The sequence below is a fragment of the Saccharopolyspora griseoalba genome, from assembly GCF_042665275.1.
GTDB classification, from domain to species: Bacteria; Actinomycetota; Actinomycetes; order Mycobacteriales; family Pseudonocardiaceae; genus Saccharopolyspora; species Saccharopolyspora griseoalba.
This window is the reverse complement of sequence record NZ_JBHTCJ010000005.1, coordinates 254,687-272,778: the sequence shown is the minus strand read 5'-3', so window position 1 is coordinate 272,778 and position 18,092 is coordinate 254,687. Positions and strand designations below refer to the sequence as shown.

General features: G+C 72.0%; 15 protein-coding genes. 11 read left to right on the top strand and 4 right to left on the bottom strand.

Annotation, left to right across the window (positions count from 1 at the left end; genetic code table 11):
• Positions 1-65: 65 nt before the first annotated feature.
• Positions 66-977 (top strand): hypothetical protein, encoded by a 912-nt coding sequence (locus ACFQRI_RS12440; RefSeq protein WP_380667878.1) that lies wholly within the window; start codon positions 66-68, stop codon positions 975-977.
• Here the strand turns inward: ACFQRI_RS12440 and ACFQRI_RS12435 are convergent.
• Positions 959-1,669, bottom strand: coding sequence for a helix-turn-helix domain-containing protein (locus tag ACFQRI_RS12435; protein WP_380667876.1), 711 nt, complete (start codon positions 1,667-1,669; stop codon positions 959-961). The two genes, ACFQRI_RS12440 and ACFQRI_RS12435, sit on opposite strands and share 19 nt — an antisense overlap.
• Positions 1,670-1,763: 94 nt before the next feature.
• Positions 1,764-4,985 carry an arabinosyltransferase domain-containing protein gene (locus ACFQRI_RS12430; protein WP_380667874.1) on the bottom strand — a complete coding sequence of 1,074 codons (3,222 nt, stop codon included), beginning with the start codon at positions 4,983-4,985 and terminating at the stop codon, positions 1,764-1,766.
• A gap of 600 nt (positions 4,986-5,585) precedes the next feature.
• Here ACFQRI_RS12430 and rplU point away from each other — a divergent pair.
• The 4 genes from rplU (at position 5,586) to proB (ending at position 8,994) form a co-directional block, all read left to right on the top strand.
• On the top strand, positions 5,586-5,894 hold the full coding sequence (gene rplU / locus ACFQRI_RS12425) for a 50S ribosomal protein L21 (protein WP_380667872.1): 309 nt from the start codon (positions 5,586-5,588) through the stop codon (positions 5,892-5,894).
• Positions 5,895-5,908: 14 nt separating this feature from the next.
• On the top strand, positions 5,909-6,166 hold the full coding sequence (gene rpmA, locus ACFQRI_RS12420; protein ID WP_380667870.1) for a 50S ribosomal protein L27: 258 nt from the start codon (positions 5,909-5,911) through the stop codon (positions 6,164-6,166).
• A gap of 222 nt (positions 6,167-6,388) precedes the next feature.
• Positions 6,389-7,882 (top strand): GTPase ObgE, encoded by a 1,494-nt coding sequence (gene obgE, locus ACFQRI_RS12415; protein ID WP_380667868.1) that lies wholly within the window; start codon positions 6,389-6,391, stop codon positions 7,880-7,882.
• Entirely contained in the window at positions 7,879-8,994 is a 1,116-nt protein-coding gene (gene proB, locus ACFQRI_RS12410) for a glutamate 5-kinase (RefSeq protein WP_380667866.1), read from the top strand. The genes obgE and proB overlap by 4 nt, the downstream gene beginning before the upstream one ends.
• A 76-nt stretch (positions 8,995-9,070) precedes the next feature.
• Here proB and ACFQRI_RS12405 read toward each other — a convergent pair whose 3' ends face one another.
• Positions 9,071-10,348: an MFS transporter gene (locus ACFQRI_RS12405; RefSeq protein ID WP_380667864.1), complete on the bottom strand. Its 1,278-nt coding sequence runs from the start codon at positions 10,346-10,348 to the stop codon at positions 9,071-9,073.
• A gap of 180 nt (positions 10,349-10,528) precedes the next feature.
• The gene (locus tag ACFQRI_RS12400; RefSeq protein ID WP_380667862.1) at positions 10,529-12,649 is read right to left on the bottom strand and encodes a RecQ family ATP-dependent DNA helicase; all 2,121 of its coding nucleotides are present in this window, start codon (positions 12,647-12,649) and stop codon (positions 10,529-10,531) included.
• 106 nt (positions 12,650-12,755) lie between these two features.
• Here ACFQRI_RS12400 and ACFQRI_RS12395 point away from each other — a divergent pair, with 106 nt between their 5' ends.
• From ACFQRI_RS12395 to ACFQRI_RS12370, 6 genes are all read left to right on the top strand, one after another.
• Entirely contained in the window at positions 12,756-14,066 is a 1,311-nt protein-coding gene (locus tag ACFQRI_RS12395) for a glutamate-5-semialdehyde dehydrogenase (RefSeq protein WP_380667860.1), read from the top strand.
• A gap of 1 nt (position 14,067) precedes the next feature.
• The gene (locus ACFQRI_RS12390; protein WP_380667858.1) at positions 14,068-14,649 is read left to right on the top strand and encodes a TetR/AcrR family transcriptional regulator; all 582 of its coding nucleotides are present in this window, start codon (positions 14,068-14,070) and stop codon (positions 14,647-14,649) included.
• 83 nt (positions 14,650-14,732) lie between these two features.
• A complete protein-coding gene (locus ACFQRI_RS12385) occupies positions 14,733-15,941 on the top strand; it encodes a cytochrome P450 (RefSeq protein ID WP_380667856.1) in 1,209 nt (402 codons plus the stop codon).
• A gap of 34 nt (positions 15,942-15,975) precedes the next feature.
• Entirely contained in the window at positions 15,976-16,197 is a 222-nt protein-coding gene (locus ACFQRI_RS12380; protein ID WP_380667854.1) for a ferredoxin, read from the top strand.
• 297 nt (positions 16,198-16,494) lie between these two features.
• Positions 16,495-17,103: a nicotinate-nucleotide adenylyltransferase gene (gene nadD / locus ACFQRI_RS12375; RefSeq protein WP_380667852.1), complete on the top strand. Its 609-nt coding sequence runs from the start codon at positions 16,495-16,497 to the stop codon at positions 17,101-17,103.
• A gap of 198 nt (positions 17,104-17,301) precedes the next feature.
• Positions 17,302-17,997, top strand: coding sequence for a potassium channel family protein (locus ACFQRI_RS12370; protein ID WP_380667850.1), 696 nt, complete (start codon positions 17,302-17,304; stop codon positions 17,995-17,997).
• Positions 17,998-18,092: the final 95 nt, after the last annotated feature.

Below are 18,092 nucleotides of genomic sequence, written 5' to 3'. Positions count from 1 at the left end.
GCATCGCGCGCGGGATGGCCGATTCGTTCAAGAACGGATCGGCCATCCCCGTTTAGCGTTCGGGCATGACTCGATGCACGCCCGAACGCCTCGCCGCCGCCGAGCGGTTCATCTGGCGCACCGCCCGGGTGCTGGAGCAGCGCCGGTTCGAACACCTGCACGCGGGCGGTGATCCGGAGGCCGTTCGCACCGCCCTGCAGGCCTACCGCAGCGCCGACGGCGGCTACGCCTACGGGCTCGAACCCGACGCCAGGGGACCGGTGAGCCAGCCGCTGCAGGTGTGGAGCGCGCTGGTGGTCCTCGACGAGATCGGCTGCTGCACCGGCGCCGCCGCCCGCGAGATCTGCGATCACCTCGCCGGGATCACCCGCCCCGACGGAGGCGTGCCCGCGGGGGACCCGCGGCTGCGGGACTACCCGCACGCGCCGTGGATGCCCGCCGTCGAGGAGCCCGAGGGCAGCTTGCTCAGCACCGCGCTGCTGACCGGGGTGCTGCTGAAGAACCGGGTCGAGCACCCGTGGCTGGACCGGGCGAGCGAGTTCTGCTGGACGGCGATCGACGCGTGCACCGAGACCCACCCCTACGAGGCGCGGGCGGTGGTGGCCTTCCTGGACCACGCGCCGGAGCGGGAGCGGGCGGCCGCGGCGGCCGAGCGCTTCGGGAAGATGATCCGCGAGACCGGCTACGTGCTGCTCGACCCGGACCGGCCGGAGCAGGCCCGCACCGCCCCCGGCTACGCCCCCGGCGAGGTGCCCGGGGTCTGCGACTACGCGCCGGAACCGGACAGCCTCGCCCGCGCGTGGTTCACCGACGAGGAGATCTCCCGCGGGCTCGATCACCTGGCCGCGCAGCAGCAGGAGGACGGCGGCTGGCCGATCTCCTGGCTGGAGTGGGCGCCGGTCACGGCGCTGGAAGGCCGCCCGAGGGTCACCCTCGACGCGCTGCGCACGCTGCGGGCCTACGACCTGGAGAGGTAGCGGCGCGGGGTCAGGCCGGTGAGCCTGCGGAACTCGCGGCCGAGATGCGCTTGGTCGGCGTAGCCGGCCAGGGCCGCGGCTTCAGCGACCGGAAGTCGGCGCCCCAGCCGCGCGGCCCGCTGGAAGCGCAGCACGCCCACGAGCGCGCTGGGCCCGTAGCCCACGGAGTCGACCAGCCGCCTGCGCAGCTGGCGCTCGGAGAGGCCGAGGTCCGCGGCGAGCCGGCGCACCGAAGGCGGTCGCGACTGGTCGAGCGCGGCCACCGCGGCGCCGACAGCGGGATCGGCCCGCCACTCGCTCAGCCGCGCCAGGGCGAACTCCACCAGCTCCGAGCCGGCCCGCTCCGGCTCCGCGCCGATCCGCTCGGCCAGGCCCGTCGAGCGCGGTCCCCACAGGTCGGTGCCGTCGACGCGCAGGTCGCGGAGCTCGCGGGCGGGGACGCCGAGCAGCAGCGGAGCCGCACCGGGCGACGCCCGGATCCCGCGCAGCCGCTCGCCGGGCGCCAGCGCGGAGGTCCACGGCCCGGTGTCCGGCCCGGCGATCTCGATCCGGCCTTCCCGCCAGATCAGGTCCACGCACCCGTCGGGCACCACCACTTGCTCGGCGCCGGTGCGGGCACCGCCGTGCTCCCAGAGGCAGGCCACGACGCCGCGCAGCTCCGCCGGAGGGCGCCACTCGCGATAACCGCTCACACCCGGATTCTCGCCGGTCCCGCCTCGCCCGAACAGAGCGGAGTCCCCGCGCGCTCGCCGCGCGCGGGGACTCCTCCGCTCGAACCGCCGTGCTTCAGTTCTGGTCGCCGCTGTCGTCGAACTGGGGCACGTCGGTGCGGTCGTCCGAGGCGGGCATGTCACCCGGCAGGGTCACCGCCTGGCTGAGCGGGCCCGGTGCCCACAGACCCCAGTGGGTCTCCCTGTGCACCTTCAGCGCCGTCTCGGCGGGCAGCGCCTCCGGGCTGTAGGGGTGCAGCACGTACAGCGACCCCCAGTCCTTCTGCGGATCGTTCTGCAGGTACGTCGGCAGCAGCTGGGCGCTGGTGGCCACGCTCAGCCAGCCGAACGGACCGCCCGCGTCCGGCGAGGACCAGCCCTCGCCGATGTCGCGGACCTCCTCACCACCGGAGACCCGGAACTTGGGCAGTTCGGCGATGCCGTTGTAGATCCCGTTGATCTTCAGGCACGGGTGCACGAGCGCGGCCGGCCACTCCACGAACGTCGGAGCGTTGCCGATGAACTCGGTCATCTTGGTCAGCTTCGGCACCCGCGGGGCGGTGACCGCGATCCAGCCCTCCTGACCGAGCGCCTGGTCCACGGCGACCAGCCGGACCTTGGTGGCGCCCTCGGCTTCCGGCCCGAGCATGTAGCGGTTCTCCCGCCAGCCCGGCGGCGGGCCCTGCACGAGCGGCGCCCGGCCGGTGATCTCGAAGCCCTGCGGGGTGTCCCTGCCGAACTCGTACATCACCGAGTTCGCACCGGTCTCGGTCCCGGCCAGGCTCAGCGCCAGCGGCGACTCGTGCTCCAGCGCGGCCTTCGGGATGTCGTACCAGGGGGAGCGCACCTCACCGGTGTTCGTCCCGGCCTTGTCGAAGCTGCCCCACACCGGGGCCTCCGGTCCGCCGAACTGGTTCGGCGGGCGGTAGCTGATCGCCTCCGGGTCGGCCTCGTCGGTCGGCGGCACGCCCGGGTCGTTGAAGCCCTCCTGCTTGGACCGCAGGTACTGGTCGGCGTCCTCCTTGCCCTCCAGCCGCTTCGGCGGTTCGACGTCCTGTGCCGCGCGCACCGGCTGCTGCGCCGAGACCGGCAGCACGCCCTCGCGCGCGTCGGTCTCCACGCCGACGTAGTCCGACAGCCCGCAGCTGCGCCCGGCGAGCTGGTTGATGTTGGAGGTGGCCAGCGTGTAGCTGTCGCCCTGCTCCTGGATCGCCTTGCCGAAGGCGGCCAGCTCGCCGAGCACCAGCAGCGCGCACAGCACCGACAGCGGGGCGGTGCCCCACCGCAGCGCCCGGATGCCGCCCTCGTCGCGGTCGAACCGCTCGTCGACGACCTTCGGGTTGTCCTCGTCGATGCGCAGGTGCTCGATCATCGCGATCACCGCGGTGATCCCGGCGCAGCCCAGCAGCAGCGTGCTGGCCTGGTAGCCCTTGATCGACGGCGGCTTGTCGAACCACGGGACGCCCCAGCCGGAGACGTACCACCAGGCGTTCGGGCCGGTCGCGGCCAGCGCCACGATGACCAGCAGCCCGGTCACGAACAGCATCCGGTTGCGCCGGGAGCGCAGCACCGTGCTGCTGGTGGCCAGCGCCGTCAGCGCTGCCAGCGCCCCGCCGAACGCCGCGAAGATGCCGAAGTGGTGGGTGTGCTTCGTGGGGGTCAGCGCCAGCACCACGAAGCAGCCGGCGCCGATAGCGAGCAGCCGCCTGCTCGGGCCGAGGCTGGCGCCGCGGATGCGGCTGCGCCGCAGCAGCACGACCAGGCAGGTGGCCAGGCACAGGATCACCAGCAGCACCGGGAACCGACGGGTCATCGAGCCGTCGGCGCTCTGGCTGAACAGCAGCGTGTAGCGGGCGAACTCCTCGTACCAGTGGCCGTTGGGCCCGAATGTGGTCTTGAGCTCCATCGAGTCCATGACCGACTGCCAGGTCTGGTCGTAGAAGACCAGGGTGAGGATCACGAACCCGGAGGCCGAGATCGGCGCCAGCACCGGCAGCCAGCCGTGATCGCTCGCGCGCTTGCGCACGATCCGGAACAGCGGTTTGAGCCCGGCGATGTAGGGCAGCACCGCGACCAGGCCGTGCGGGTTGACGCCCACCGACAGCGCAGCGGCCACCAGGCCCAGCGCGGCGGGCATCAGCCTGCCGGAGCCGATCGCGCGCTCGACGGCGCACAGCGCCAGCAGGGAGAACAGCACCACGACCGGCTCGGCGCGCAGGCCGTTGTTGTAGGGCAGCCAGAAGGCCAGGAACACCGCGGCGGCCGCCCAGCCCGCGGCGTTGGAGCGGCGGACCTGCCTGCCCAGCCGCGGCAGGATCTCCCGGCTGATCAGCATCCAGCTGATCACGCCCATCAGCAGCGCGGGCAATCGCACCCACGGCGTCGAGGTGGAGACCCGCACCCACAGCGAGTAGATCTCGTAGAACCAGCCGAACGGCGATTCCGGGTTGGCGAACCAGCGGAAGTAGTTGGTGACGTACCCGGCGCTCTGCTCGGAGCGCACCATGCTCAGCACGTAGCCGTCGTCGGAGGTCATCGCCCCGATCAGCCACCAGATGCCCAGCGCGAGGAACACCGAGGCGTCCCGCAGCGTGGGCTTCCACCAGCGCAGCGGCGCCAGCCGCGGGCCCTTGCGCCCGGCGAGCCGGTCCAGCCTGCCCAGGGCGATCACCGAGCCGATGAACGAGGCGATGGTCAGCACGATGACCGCGGTCTTGAGCGGGGTGGCCCAGGAGCTGAACCGGTTGTCCACCCGGGCCTGGAAGTCCAGGCCCTCGACGTCGTCGACCTGGTCGTTCAGCGAGGAGTAGATGCCGGTCAGCTGCGGTCGCTGGTCACCGGCGACGTTGGCCCAGCGCTCGCCGCCGACGTGGGCCTTGGTGCCGCTGGCGTCCGCGCGCAGCTCGATGGTGCAGTCCCCGGCGGGCAGCTCGGTGGTGCTGATCTGCTGGCCCTTGGAGTACAGCTGCACCTGACCGTCGTCGACCTGCAGGGTCAGGGCGGTGAGGTTGCCGTAGTCCGAGGTGGGCGGGTTGGTGCTAAGCAGCAGTCCCGGTCCCTGGCTGCGCGCGTCCAGGTCGCGCGCCGAGGCGCACGGGACCTTCGCCTTCAGCCACACGGGGGAATAGGCCTCCAGCGGGGCCGAGACCGCCCGGGTCCCGCCCTCCGCGGTTGGCCACTTCAGCGTCCCCACGTTGTGGTTGACCGGCAGGAACGGGACCAACAGCGCCAACGCGGTGCCGACCAGCCCCAGTACCGAGGCGATCAGCCGCAGTTTCTTCGCCGACTCATGGTGCACGGGGGAACCATACGGGCGGTAACGGCCCGTGTTCGGCTGCCCCCTGGGCCGGCGCTCAACACCATCGGGTAATGCGCAACACCTCCGTCAGGGCGCCGTTACCAGGCTGTTTTCCGAGGGCTACAGCGCGTGGTGCCGGCCCTCGGCCATGATCGTCCGCGCTCGGCCGCCGCGATGTTGACGCATTCCCGACAGGTGACGCCGTGCACGGAGAGTGCTTTGGCGGGTTTGCCGGGAACCGCCGCGCGCGGCTCCCCGGCGACCCCCGCGCGAGCCCGGCGGGCGCTTCGCCGTATGATGATCCGGCTCGCTCATCGGGCGCGGGGCCGGATTCGCGGCCCGCCGCTCAGGTGGACGCCCCGGGACGAGGGCGGAAACCCGGACTGTATGATGGGTGAGAACTTCTCGCCGCCGGACGGGCGGAGAGACTAAACGCCTGTTTCGAGTGCGGTAGTCCTCGTGATCATCGCGATGAGGCAGGAACCCACCGAGACGCTGCACCGACGGCGTGGTAGGAGACCTCGTCCCGCGTGGTCGGGGTGGACGTCCGCCGTAGACCTGGTGAAGTAGCGAAACCGAGCAGCAGGAGACTTCCGACTCATGTACGCGATCGTCAAAACCGGCGGCAAGCAGTACAAGGTGGCTGTCGGAGACGTCGTCGAGGTCGAGAAGCTCGATGGCGAGCTGGGCACCGAGGTCACCCTCCCGGCGCTTATGGTCGTCGATGGCTCCACGGTCACGACCGACGCCGACGCGCTGAGCAAGGTGGCCGTGACCGGCAAGCTGGTCGAGCAGACCAAGGGCCCCAAGATCCGCATCCACAAGTTCAAGAACAAGACCGGCTACCACAAGCGGCAGGGTCACCGGCAGAAGCTGACCCGCGTCGAGGTCACCGGCATCAACAAGTGAGGACCTGAGTAGTCATGGCACACAAGAAGGGCGCATCCAGCTCTCGGAACGGCCGCGACTCGAACCCCAAGTACCTCGGGGTGAAGCGCTTCGGCGGCCAGGTTGTCAATGCCGGCGAGATCCTGATCCGCCAGCGTGGCACCAAGTTCCACCCGGGCCTGAACGTCGGCCGGGGCAAGGACGACACTCTCTTCGCGCTGGAGGCCGGCACCGTCGAGTTCGGTCGTTACCGCGGTCGCAAGGCCGTCAGCGTGACGCCGGTCGAGGCCTGATCCGGCTCTCGGCAGCGAACACTTCCCGAAGCGAGGGGCGGACAACCGGTACGGCCGGCCGCCCCTCGCTTCGTGCTGTTCGCAGCGGTTTCGCCGACCAGCGCGTGCGATCTCCGGCGGAACCGCCAACCCTGGGGAAGCGCGGCGTCCGCCGCGCTGCTGCAACCGACCCCAGACACCGCGCGCCGGGCCCGGCCCGGCTCGATCTTCCTGGAGGCATTCGTGTCGCGGTTCGTTGACCGCGTGACCATCTCCGTCGCCGCTGGTGACGGGGGTAACGGGGTCGCATCGGTGCACCGGGAGAAGTTCAAGCCGCTGGGCGGCCCGAACGGCGGCAACGGCGGTCGCGGCGGTGACGTCCGCCTGGTCGTCGACCCCGGGGTGCACACCCTGCTGGACTTCCACTACCGCCCCAACGCCCGCGCCGAGAACGGCAAGCGCGGCGAGGGCAACCACCGCAACGGCGCCCAGGGCGAGGACCTGGTCCTGCCGGTGCCGGACGGCACCGTGGTGCTCAGCACGGACGGCGAGGTGCTGGCCGACATGGTGGGCGCGGGCACCACGTTCGTCGCCGCCGCGGGCGGCCGCGGCGGGCTGGGCAACGCCGCGCTGGCCTCCAAGGCGCGCCGGGCTCCCGGTTTCGCGCTGCTCGGCGAGCCGGGCGACCAGCTGGAGCTGGTCCTGGAGCTCAAGTCGGTCGCCGACGTCGGCCTGCTCGGCTTCCCGTCCGCGGGCAAGTCCTCGCTGATCTCGGTGCTCTCGGCGGCCAAGCCCAAGATCGCCGACTACCCGTTCACCACGCTGATGCCCAACCTGGGCGTGGTCACCGCCGGTGAGACGGTCTTCACCGTCGCCGACGTGCCCGGGCTGATCCCGGGGGCCAGCCAGGGCCGCGGTCTCGGCCTGGACTTCCTGCGGCACATCGAGCGCTGCGCGGTGCTGGTGCACGTCGTCGACTGCGCGACGCTGGAGCCCGACCGCGACCCGATCTCGGACGTGGACGCCCTGGAGGCCGAGCTCGCCGAGTACACACCGGCGCTGGCCGCCGAGGTCGGCGGCCCGGACCTGGCCTCCCGCCCGCGCATCGTGGTGCTGAACAAGGTCGACGTGCCGGAGGCTCGCGAGCTCGCCGAGCTGGTGCGCGCCGACATGGACGAGCGCGGCTGGCCGGTCTTCGAGGTCTCCACCGCTTCCCGCGAGGGCTTGCGCGAGCTCAGCTTCGCCATGGCTCGCGAGGTCGAGGCCTACCGCGAGACGCTGCCCGAGCCGGAACCCGCCCGCGTCGTGGTGCGCCCGACCGCGGTCGACGACGGCGGGTTCACCGTCGAGGAGGACCCGGAGCTCGACGACGCGTTCGTCGTGCGCGGCACCAAGCCCGAGCGCTGGGTGCGCCAGACCGACTTCAACAACAGCGAGGCGGTGGGCTTCCTGGCCGACCGGCTGGCCAAGCTGGGCGTGGAGGACGCGCTGGCGCGGCGCGGTGCCGAGCCGGGCAGCCAGGTCACCATCGGCGACATGACCTTCGACTGGGAGCCCTCGACGCCGGCCGGGATGGCCAGCGTCATGGGTCGCCGCGGCGAGGACATGCGCCTGGAGGAGGACGATCGCGTCCGGGCGCACGAGCGCAAGCAGGCCAAGAGGGACCGCCGCACCTCGCTCGACGAGTTCGGCCGCCACGTCGGGGACGCGGAGGACGACGAGGAGGACGACCGGTGACGGTCTCGGCCACCCGGCGGGCCGTCGCCGCCGCGCAGCGGATCGTGGTCAAGATCGGCTCCTCGTCGCTGACGACCGCCGAGGGCGGGCTGGACGCGGGGCGGCTCACCGCGCTGGTGGACACGGTCGCCAAGCGGGTCGCCGCGGGCGGCCAGGTGGTGCTGGTCTCCTCGGGCGCGATCGCGGCGGGCATCGCGCCGATGGGCCTGCGCCGCAGGCCCAAGGACCTGGCGACCCAGCAGGCCGCGGCCAGCGTCGGCCAGCTCACCCTCGCGCACGCCTACGCGTCCTCGTTCGCCCGCTTCGACATCAAGGTCGGGCAGGTGCTGCTCACCGCCGACGACGTGGTGCGGCGCGGCAACTACCGCAACGCGCAGCGCACCATGAACCGGCTGCTCGGGCTCGGCGTGGTGCCGATGGTCAACGAGAACGACACCGTCGCCACCTCGGAGATCCGCTTCGGCGACAACGACCGGCTGGCCGCGCTGGTCTCGCACCTGGTCGGCGCCGACGCCCTGGTCCTGCTGTCCGATGTGGACGCCCTCTACGACGGCGACCCGCGGCGCGGTGGTGCCAAGGTGATCAGCGAGGTGAACGGCGCCGCGGACATGGTGGGCGTGGACGCGGGCAGCACCGGTTCGTCCGGGCTGGGGACCGGGGGCATGGCTTCCAAGGTCGCCGCCGCGAAAGTCGCCTGCACCTCCGGCATCCCGGTGCTGCTGACCTCGTCGGACAACGCCGATCGGGCGCTCGGGCCCGCCGACGTGGGCACCGCGTTCGCCGCCACCGGCGCCCGGCTGTCGGCCCGCCGCTTCTGGCTCGCCCACGCCGCCGACGCCAGCGGCAGGCTGTGGCTGGACGAGGGAGCGGTCACCGCGGTCGTCAAGCGCCGCCGCTCGCTGCTCGCCGCGGGCATCACCGCCACCGAGGGTGCTTTCGACGGCGGCGACGTCGTCGAGCTGCTCGACCCCGCGGGCAAGGTGGTGGCGCGCGGCGTGGTGGCCTACGACGCCGAGGAGCTGCCCGAGATCATCGGCCGCACCAGCCACGAGCTGCCCGCCGAGCAGCGCCGGGAGGTCGTCCACGCCGACGACCTCGTCGCCCTCAAGTGAGCTCGCAGCCCTGCCGGCGACCGCGCGGGCGGAACCGGCGCGGTCCGCGCGCGGTGTCCGGCGGAACTGCGCGTCGTCAGCGCAGCTCGGCGGCCCTGGTCTCGGGCAGGGTGCGGATGACGAAGAACGCGATGGCCGCGCCGACGGCCACGTACCAGAAGTAGACGTCGGCCAGGCCCAGCTCGGCGAAGCCCTGGATGACCAGCGGTGCCGTGCCGCCGAAGACGGCCACGGTGAGGTTGTACCAGGCGCCGATGCCCAGGCCGCGCAGCTCGGTGGGGAAGAGCTCGGACATGATCGCCGGCGCGATCGAGGTCATCGCCGAGTACAGCCCCAGCCCGACGACGAAGACCACCAGCAGGTTGCCCAGCCCGGGCCGCACCAGCGCCGACAGCGGGACCACCAGGATCGCGGTCGCCCCGGACCACAGCAGCAGCTGCGGCTTGCGGCCGTAGCGGTCGGAGACCACGCCCAGCGGGTACTGCAGCGCGACGAACAGCGCGGTCGCGATCGACAGCGCCAGGAACACGTCGGTGGCGTCGGCGCCCCGGGTCTTGACCGCGAACGGGGTCAGCGCGCTGAAGAAGGTGTAGTAGCACAGCGTGGAGAGCATGGTGAACCCCACGAGCTGCCCGACGGCCTTGGGGTGGTGCCGCAGGGTCATCAGCAGCGGGTTCTTCAGCTGCTCGGCCTTGGCCTTGTTTTCCTCGAACTGCTCGGTCTCCGAGAGCGTGGTGCGCAACCACATGCCCAGCAGGCCGAGCAGACCGCCGATGATGAACGGGATCCGCCAGCCGTAGGAGCTCAGCTGCTCCTCGCCCATCGCGGAGCTGAGCGCGAAGCCGAGCACCGAGCCGATGAGCACGGCCGAACCGGTGGAGATGTAGAAGAACGAGGAGTACCGGCCGCGCCGCGCGGGCGGGGCGATCTCGGCGAGGTAGGCCGAGGCGTTGGAGACCTCGCCGCCCAGCGACATGCCCTGCCCGATCCGCGCGAGCACCAGCAGGATCGGGGCGAACCAGCCGATCGACTCGTAGCCCGGCAGGAGTCCGATGATCAGCGAACCACCGGCCATCAGCGTGATGGTCAGCAGCATCGAGGTCTTCCGCCCGTGCAGGTCGGCGAACCGCCCGAGGACCCAGCCGCCGAGCGGGCGGAAGAAGAACGCGAGCGCGAACGTCGCCAGGGTGTTGATCAGGGCGAACTCTCCCGGGAAGAACGCCGAGGCGAAGTACACGCTGAACGCGGTGTAGATCGTCCAGTCGTACCACTCGATCGCGTTGCCGATGCTCGCGGCGACCAGCGTTCGGGCGGGGAGTCGGTGCTCGTCGGTCTGCGGCGGGTCCGTGACCATCGAAACCTCCGGACGTCGGCGGTGCGCACACCTTAGGCCCCCGTCCGGACATCCGGAAGATCCGGAAGGAAAGTTGAAAACCCACCCTTCCGGATCAAGCGCGCTCGAGCGGCCGCTAGCAGTTTGGCCTGAAACCGCACGCCCCAAGGGCGTGCGGTTTCAGGCCAAACTGCTACGCGCTCAGCTCGTCGTCGCGAGGGTGAAGGGGAGGACCGCCGGGGCTCCGGCCCGGCGCAGCAGGCGGCCGGCGATGCTGGCCGTCCAGCCGGTGTCGGCGTAGTCGTCCATCAGCAGCACCGGTCCGTCCAATCCGGACAGCCGGGACGCTAGGTCCTCGGGGACCTTGAACTGCCGCCACAGCGCGGCCACGCGCTGCGCGCTGTTGGTGGCGTGCTGCGGCGCGGTGTTCGGGTTGGTCGCCACCTCGCCGAGCAGCGGCAGCCTGCCGATGCTCGCGATGCGCTCGGCCAGGCTGCGCACCAGCTTCGGCCGGGTCCGCGCGCCGAGGGCGACCACGCCGACCGGGCGCTGCTCCCAGTCCCACGCGGCCAGCACCTTGACCGCCGCCTGGAACAGGTCCTCCGGCACCTCCTGGTCCGGTGCCCCGGTGGCCAGCACCTCGCGCAGCCGGTTCCCCCAGCCGATGTCGGTGAGCCTGCCGACCGCGCGACCGGTGGCGATCTGCTCCTCGGCGGCCAGCTTGCCGGAGACCTCGACGCCCAGCGCGGACATCCCGCTGGGCCACATCTTGCGCGGAGCGAGCTCCACGCCCGGCCGCTGCAACCGCTCCTGGGCCTGCTGCACCGCCTCCTGGTCGACCTCGGCGGAGCGGCCCTCGCCGGTGCAGTTGTCGCAGCGGCCGCACGGCTCGGCATGCGGGTCGTCGAGCTGCCGGCGCAGGAACTCCATCCGGCAGCTGCCGGTGCCGATGTAGTCGATCATCGCCTGCTGCTCCGCGCGGCGCTCGGCCTCGATGCGCTGGTAGCGCTCGGCGTCGTAGTGCCAGGGTTCGCCGGTCGGCTCCCAGCCGCCCTTGACCCGCCGCACTGCCCCGTCGACGTCGAGGACCTTGAGCACCATCTCCAGCCGGGACCGGCCCAGCTCCACGTGCGGCTCCAGCGCCGCGGTGGACAGCTTGCCGTTCTGCTGCAGCGCGTCGAGCACCGCGCGCACGATGCTCTCGGGCGGGAAGGCCATCGAGGCGAAGTAGGCCCAGATGTCGCGGTCCTCGCGCCCGGGCAGCAGCAGGACCTCGGCGCGCCGCACGCCGCGGCCCGCTCGCCCGATCTGCTGGTAGTAGGCGATCGGCGAGGAGGGCGCGCCCAGGTGCACCACGAAGCCCAGGTCGGGCTTGTCGAAGCCCATGCCCAGCGCGGAGGTCGCCACCAGCGCCTTGACCCGGTTGTTCAGCAGGTCGGACTCGGCCTGCTCGCGCTCGGCGGGATCTGTGCGGCCGGTGTAGGAGGCCACCTCGTGGCCGCGCTCGCGCAGGTAGGAGCTGACCTCGTCGGCGGCGGCCACGGTGAGGGTGTAGATGATGCCGGACCCGGCCAGCTGGTCGAGGTTGGCGGCCAGCCAGCCCATCCTGGCCTGCGCGGTGGGCAGCTCGATCACGCCCAGCCGCAGGCTCTCCCGGTCCAGGGTGCCGCGCAGGACCAGCGTCTCCTGCGGATCGGTGAACTCCCCGCCCACGCCCAGCTGGTCGGAGACGTCGGCGACCACCCGGTCGTTGGCCGTGGCCGTGGTGGCCAGCACCGGCACGCCCTCGGGAAGCTCGGTCAGCAGCGTGCGCAACCTGCGGTAGTCGGGGCGGAAGTCGTGGCCCCAGTCGGAGATGCAGTGCGCCTCGTCGACCACCAGCAGCCCCGCGCTCTGGGTGAGCTCGGGCAGGACGGTGTCCCGGAAGTCGGGGTTGTTCAGCCGCTCCGGGCTCACCAGCAGCACGTCGACCTCGCCCGCGGCGACGCGCTCCTCGATGTCCTCCCACTCCTCGGGGTTGCCGGAGTTGATCGTCGCTGCGTGCACCTCGGCGCCGGCGGCCGCGGCCACCTGGTTGCGCATCAGCGCCAGCAGCGGCGAGACGATCACCGTCGGGCCCTCGCCGAGCTCGCGCAGCAGCGCGGTGGCCACGAAGTACACCGCGGACTTGCCCCAACCGGTGCGCTGCACGACCAGCGCGCGCCGCCGTTCGAGCACCAGGGCGCGGATCGCCGCCCACTGGTCCTCGCGCAACCGGGCCTCCGGCCCGGCCAGCGCTTGGAGTCGTTCCTCGGCCAATTCCCGCAGGGCGTCCTCATCCACGCGCCCGTTCCTACCGGACGTCCGCTCGGCGGTCGGGGCGGGGGCCGTCCCGCGTGTCGGGAAATCGGGTTCGGGGCGCTGCGCCGAACGGATTACGCTGGGGCGCGTGACCGTCACCCAGACCCCCAGCACCGCCCAGGAACCCCGCGACGACCTGCGCGAACACGTCCGCGACGCGGCGCGGCGAAGCAAGCGCGCCGCCGCCGAGCTCGCGCTGCTCAACCGCGGCACCAAGGACCGCCTCCTGCACGCCATGGCCGACGCGCTCGTGCGGCGCGCGCCGGAGGTCCTGGAGGCCAACGAGCGCGACATCGCCGCGGGCCGCGAGTCCGGCCTCTCCGAGGCGCTCATCGACCGGCTGACCCTCAACACCGGGCGCATCGAGTCGATGGCCGACGGGCTGCGCACCGTCGCCGGCCTGCCCGACCCGGTGGGCGAGGTGCTGCGCGGCCAGGTGCTGCCCAACGGCCTGCAGCTGCGCCAGGTGCGGGTGCCGCTGGGCGTGGTCGGCATGGTCTACGAGGGCCGCCCGAACGTGACGGTGGACGCCGCCGGGCTGGCGCTGAAGTCCGGCAACAGCGCGCTGCTGCGCGGTTCCTCCTCGGCGGCTCGCTCCAACGACGCCGAGGTGCGGATCCTGCGCGACGTGCTCGCCGAGTTCGACCTGCCGCTGGACGCGGTGCAGCTGCTGCCCAGCGAGGACCGCGCCTCGGTGCAGCACCTGATCACCGCGCGCGGGCTGGTCGACGTGGTCATCCCGCGCGGTGGGGCGGGGCTGATCCAGGCGGTCGTGGAGAACGCCACGGTGCCGGCGATCGAGACCGGCGTGGGCAACTGCCACGTCTACGTCGACCGCGCCGCCGATCAGGACACCGCGCTGGAGGTCCTGGTCAACTCCAAGGCGCGTCGCCCGAGCGTGTGCAACTCGGCCGAGACCTTCCTGGTGCACTCCGAGATCGCCGACGAGTTCCTGCCGCGCGCGCTCGCCGCGCTCGCCGAGGCCGGGGTCACCGTGCACGGCGACGAGCGGGTGCGGGCGACCGGCGGCGAGGACGTGGTGCCGGCCACCGAGGAGGACTGGGACGCCGAGTACCTGTCGCTGGACATCGCTGCGAAGGTGGTCGACTCGCTGGACGACGCGGTCGAGCACATCCGCGAGCACTCCTCGGCGCACACCGAGGCCATCGTGAGCGCGGACTACCGCGCGACCCAGCGGTTCACCGCCCAGGTGGACGCGGCGGCGGTGATGGTCAACGCCAGCACCGCCTTCACCGACGGGGGCGAGTTCGGGATGGGTGCCGAGATCGGCATCTCGACCCAGAAGCTGCACGCCCGCGGGCCGATGGCGCTGCCGGAGCTGACCTCCACCAAGTGGATCGCCTACGGCGACGGCCACGTGCGCCCGACCGGGAGCTGATGTGACCGGGGCGCCGCGCCGCAGGAAGGACTCGGCCGCCACCAAGGAAGCGCTGCTGCAGGCCGCCTCGGAGCTGTTCGCCGAGCGCGGCTTCAGCGCGACCACGGTGCGCGACGTCGCGGCGCGGGCCGGGGTCAACCAGGCCCTTCTGTTCCGCTACTTCGGCTCGAAGTCGGAGCTGTTCGCCGCGGTGCTGGCGGGGCGCAGCACGCGGTTGCTCGCCGAGCTGCCCGCCGAGGAGCTGCCCCGCAGGCTGCTGGAGGGGTTGCTGACGGCAGAGGAGCACAACGGCGAGCACCCGATCGTGGCGATGCTGCGCTCGTGGAGCGACGAGCGCGCCGCCGAGCTGCTGCGCGACGAGCTCGGCGCCCGCTACACCGCGCGGCTCGCCGAGCTCTCCGGCGCCGAGGACGCCGAGCTGCGCGCGGACCTGGTGCTTGCGTGGGTGTTCGGCATCGGCATGGTCCGCTCGGTGCTGGGCAAGAGCCCGCTGGCGGAGGCGGATCCGGAGCGCATCACCCGATACGTCACTCGTGCGACTTCGGCGTTGCTGCCCGGAGGGGATCTTCCGGACGATCAGTAGCGGAGGAATGCGCTCCGCTTCGCGGCGGCGTACGGTGTTGATGTAAGCGAGTGCTTACATCAGAGGTGCACCGGGAGCTGCGCATGACCACCACAGAGCCGCGGACCTATCCGTTCAACCGACCCGAAGCGCTCGACCTCGACCCCTTCTACGCCCAGCTGCGCGAGCGGGAACCGCTGTCGCGGATCAAGCTCCCCTTCGGCGAGGAGGCCTGGCTGGCCACCCGCTACGAGGACGCCAAGGTCGTGCTCGGCGACCCGCGGTTCTCCCGCGCGATGGCCGTCGACCGCGACGAGCCGCGGCTGCGCGCCCGCGGGTCGATGCCCGGCGGTCTGCTGTCCCTGGACCCGCCGGACCACACCCGGCTGCGGCGCCTGGTCGCCAAGGCCTTCACCGCTCGCCGCGTGGAGAAGCTGCGCGAGCGCACCCAGCGGATCGCCGACGACCTCGTCGACGAGATGATCGCCCAGGGGCCGCCCGCCGACCTGGTCGAGGACTTCGCGCTGCCGCTGCCGATCACGGTGATCTGCGAGCTGCTCGGCGTGCCCTTCGAGGACCGCGGGGACTTCCGCGTGTGGTCCGACGCCTTCCTGTCCACGACCAAGCTCACCCCCGAGCAGGTCGGCGACTACATGGACCGGATGTGGGTCTACATGGGCGGGTTGATCGAGCAGCGCCGCAGCGAGCCCGCGGACGACCTGATCACCGCGCTGATCGCCGCGCGCGACGACGAGGACAAGCTCTCCGAGCAGGAGATGGTCCAGCTCGCGGCCGGGATCCTGGTCGCCGGTCACGAGACGACCGCGAGCCAGATCCCGAACTTCACCTACGTGCTGCTGACCCATCCCGAGCAGCTGGCGCGGCTGCGCGCCGACCTGGACCTGGTGCCGAGCGCGGTCGAGGAGCTGATGCGCTTCGTGCCGCTGGGCGTGGGCGCCGGGTTCCCGCGCTACGCCACCGAGGACGTGCGGCTCGGCGACGTGCTCGTGCGAGCGGGGGAGCCGGTGCTGGTCAGCGTGGCCTCGGCCAACCGCGACGAGTCGGTCTACGCCAACCCCGACGAGCTCGACCTCGCCCGCGACGAGGCCTCGCACGTCGGCTTCGGGCACGGACCGCACCACTGCCTCGGTGCCCAGCTGGCCCGGATGGAGCTCCAGGTCGCCCTGCGCGCCCTGCTGACCCGGTTGCCCGGCCTGGACTTCGCCAGCTCCCCGGATCGCGACATCGACTGGAAGACGGGAATGCTCGTGCGCGGACCGCTGCGCATGTCACTCTCGTGGCAGAGCAAGTGATCTCGCTCATATTCGCCGTAGGAGGAAGGTTCCCATGAGCTGGTCGATCGCGGTCGATGACCAAACCTGCATCGGATCGGGCATGTGCGCGGGCGTGGCGCCGGACCACTTCGAGCTGGTCGACGGGTACTCGCAGGCCAAGAAGGACCGGGTGGAGCCCTCGGACGACCTGGTCGACGCCGCCGAGTCCTGCCCGGTGGAGGCGATCCTGGTCAGGGACGTCGAGTCCGGGAAGGTGGTCGCCCCGGAGGAGTGACCGGCGTCACTCCGCCGCTTCGCGTCATAGGTCCGGCACCGGTGGGTCCCACCGGTGCGCGCCTGGAACACGGCAGCGCCCGCGACCTGACGGTGGGCCCCCAGCCGCCGGAGGGTCGCGCAGGGTCTCGGGGCCGGCTCGAGGGGGAGCTTGGGTCGGCCCCGAGATCAGCGCGCGGACCTCGACGTGAGGAGGAGGGGGCCTATCGTCGGGGTCCGCGCGTCCTCCGTGTCCCCGGACACCTCCAGGTGCCCCGCCGATCGGGCAGTCGGGCCCGTTTCACTAGGCTTGATGGCTATGTCTCGCCGTCGGATCGGGGTCATGGGTGGCACCTTCGATCCCATTCACCACGGGCACCTGGTCGCAGCCAGCGAGGTGCAGGCGCAGTTCGGCCTGGAGCAGGTCGTGTTCGTGCCCACCGGCCAGCCCTGGCAGAAGAGCCACGAAGCGGTCAGCCCCGCCGAGGACCGCTACCTGATGACGGTCATCGCCACCGCCTCCAACCCGCGGTTCCTGACCAGCCGGGTCGACGTGGACCGCAAGGGACCCACCTACACCGCGGACACGCTCAACGACCTGCACTCCGAGTACCCGGACGCGGACCTGTACTTCATCACCGGCGCCGACGCGCTGGAGCAGATCCTGTCCTGGCACCGGGTGGAGGAGATGTTCGAGCTGGCGCACTTCATCGGCGTCACCCGGCCCGGGTACTCGCTCGACAGCGCCCACCTGCCGGACGGCTCGGTCTCGCTGGTGGAGATCCCGGCGATGGCGATCTCCTCGACCGGCTGCCGCGACCGCGTCCGCGCTGGTCTGCCGGTCTGGTACCTCGTTCCCGACGGCATCGTGCAGTACATCTCCAAGCGCGGCCTCTACCGCGAAACCGAACCCGAGTGGGGCCCCTAGCAGCGGAAACGCGACCGGCGCACCCCTCCATCAGGGGCCTCCGGCACGGGTGCGGGACTCTTGACGAAAGAGCGCACCGGCTGGCGGGTGCGCCAGCGCGGTCTGCTGTGCGTCCGCTTGCGGGCAGCTCGGCCGTTCGGTTGTGTGCTCGGCAGCGGGCGCGAGGGTTGCGCCCGAGCGCGCTCGGCGGGGGTGGGGATGCCTGGATTCGGTGCACCGCGTCGCCGGTCGCTCGGGGAGCTGCTGAACCCCGCGGTCCGCAGCCCGGACCGCTACCTCCTCGTGCTGGGCCTGCTGCTGGTCAACTACCTGGTGGGGGTGTTCCCGGCGGGCGCGCTCGGCGACGCCTCCCGCCTGGTGGTGTTCGTCGTGACGCTGGTGCTCGCGGTGCGCACGTCGAACGTCCACCGCTCGGTCGCGCGCTGGATCGCCGCCGTCATGTTCGCCGGGACCGCCGCGGTCGCGCTGCTCGTGGCGGTCGGGGCGGACTCGCTCGGCCTCGGCGTGCTGAACGCGTGGATGGCCGTCGTGCTGCTGGTGACCGTCCTGGTGATCGTCCGGCGCGTGCTCGCCCACGAGGTGGTCACCGTCAACACCATCTTCGGAGCGCTGAGCGCCTACCTGCTGATCGGTTTCACGTTCGCGGCGATCTACGGCGCCCTCGTCAAGCTCGACCCCGCCCCGTTCTTCGCCGGGGGCCAGCGGGCCAGCACCGACGTGCTCCAGTACTTCAGCTTCACGACGCTGACCACGCTGGGTTACGGGGACTTCGCGGCTGCGACCCAGGCGGGCCGTTCGCTGGCCGTCTTCGAAGCCCTGGTCGGGCAGATCTTCCTGGTGACGCTCGTCGCGCGCCTGGTGTCCGCGTTCCGGCCCCGCGCAGGCGGCCGGTGACCGCGATGCCGCGGTGAGCCGGGGCGCTTCCGGTGCTCCGCGGGGGTCGATCGTCGGCCCGCTCGGAAGCTGTTCGTGCAGTTCAGCGGCGGTTC

What these genes read in the sequence shown, in the direction of transcription:
- rpmA (WP_380667870.1), top strand. Translation starts at nt 5,909, where the DNA reads ATGGCACACAAGAAGGGCGCATCCAGCTCTCGGAACGGCCGCGACTCG.
- ACFQRI_RS12370 (WP_380667850.1), top strand. Translation starts at nt 17,302, where the DNA reads ATGCCTGGATTCGGTGCACCGCGTCGCCGGTCGCTCGGGGAGCTGCTG.
- nadD (WP_380667852.1), top strand. Translation starts at nt 16,495, where the DNA reads ATGTCTCGCCGTCGGATCGGGGTCATGGGTGGCACCTTCGATCCCATT.
- ACFQRI_RS12385 (WP_380667856.1), top strand. Translation starts at nt 14,733, where the DNA reads ATGACCACCACAGAGCCGCGGACCTATCCGTTCAACCGACCCGAAGCG.
- rplU (WP_380667872.1), top strand. Translation starts at nt 5,586, where the DNA reads ATGTACGCGATCGTCAAAACCGGCGGCAAGCAGTACAAGGTGGCTGTC.
- ACFQRI_RS12440 (WP_380667878.1), top strand. Translation starts at nt 66, where the DNA reads ATGACTCGATGCACGCCCGAACGCCTCGCCGCCGCCGAGCGGTTCATC.
- ACFQRI_RS12380 (WP_380667854.1), top strand. Translation starts at nt 15,976, where the DNA reads ATGAGCTGGTCGATCGCGGTCGATGACCAAACCTGCATCGGATCGGGC.
- ACFQRI_RS12405 (WP_380667864.1), bottom strand. Translation starts at nt 10,348, where the DNA reads ATGGTCACGGACCCGCCGCAGACCGACGAGCACCGACTCCCCGCCCGA.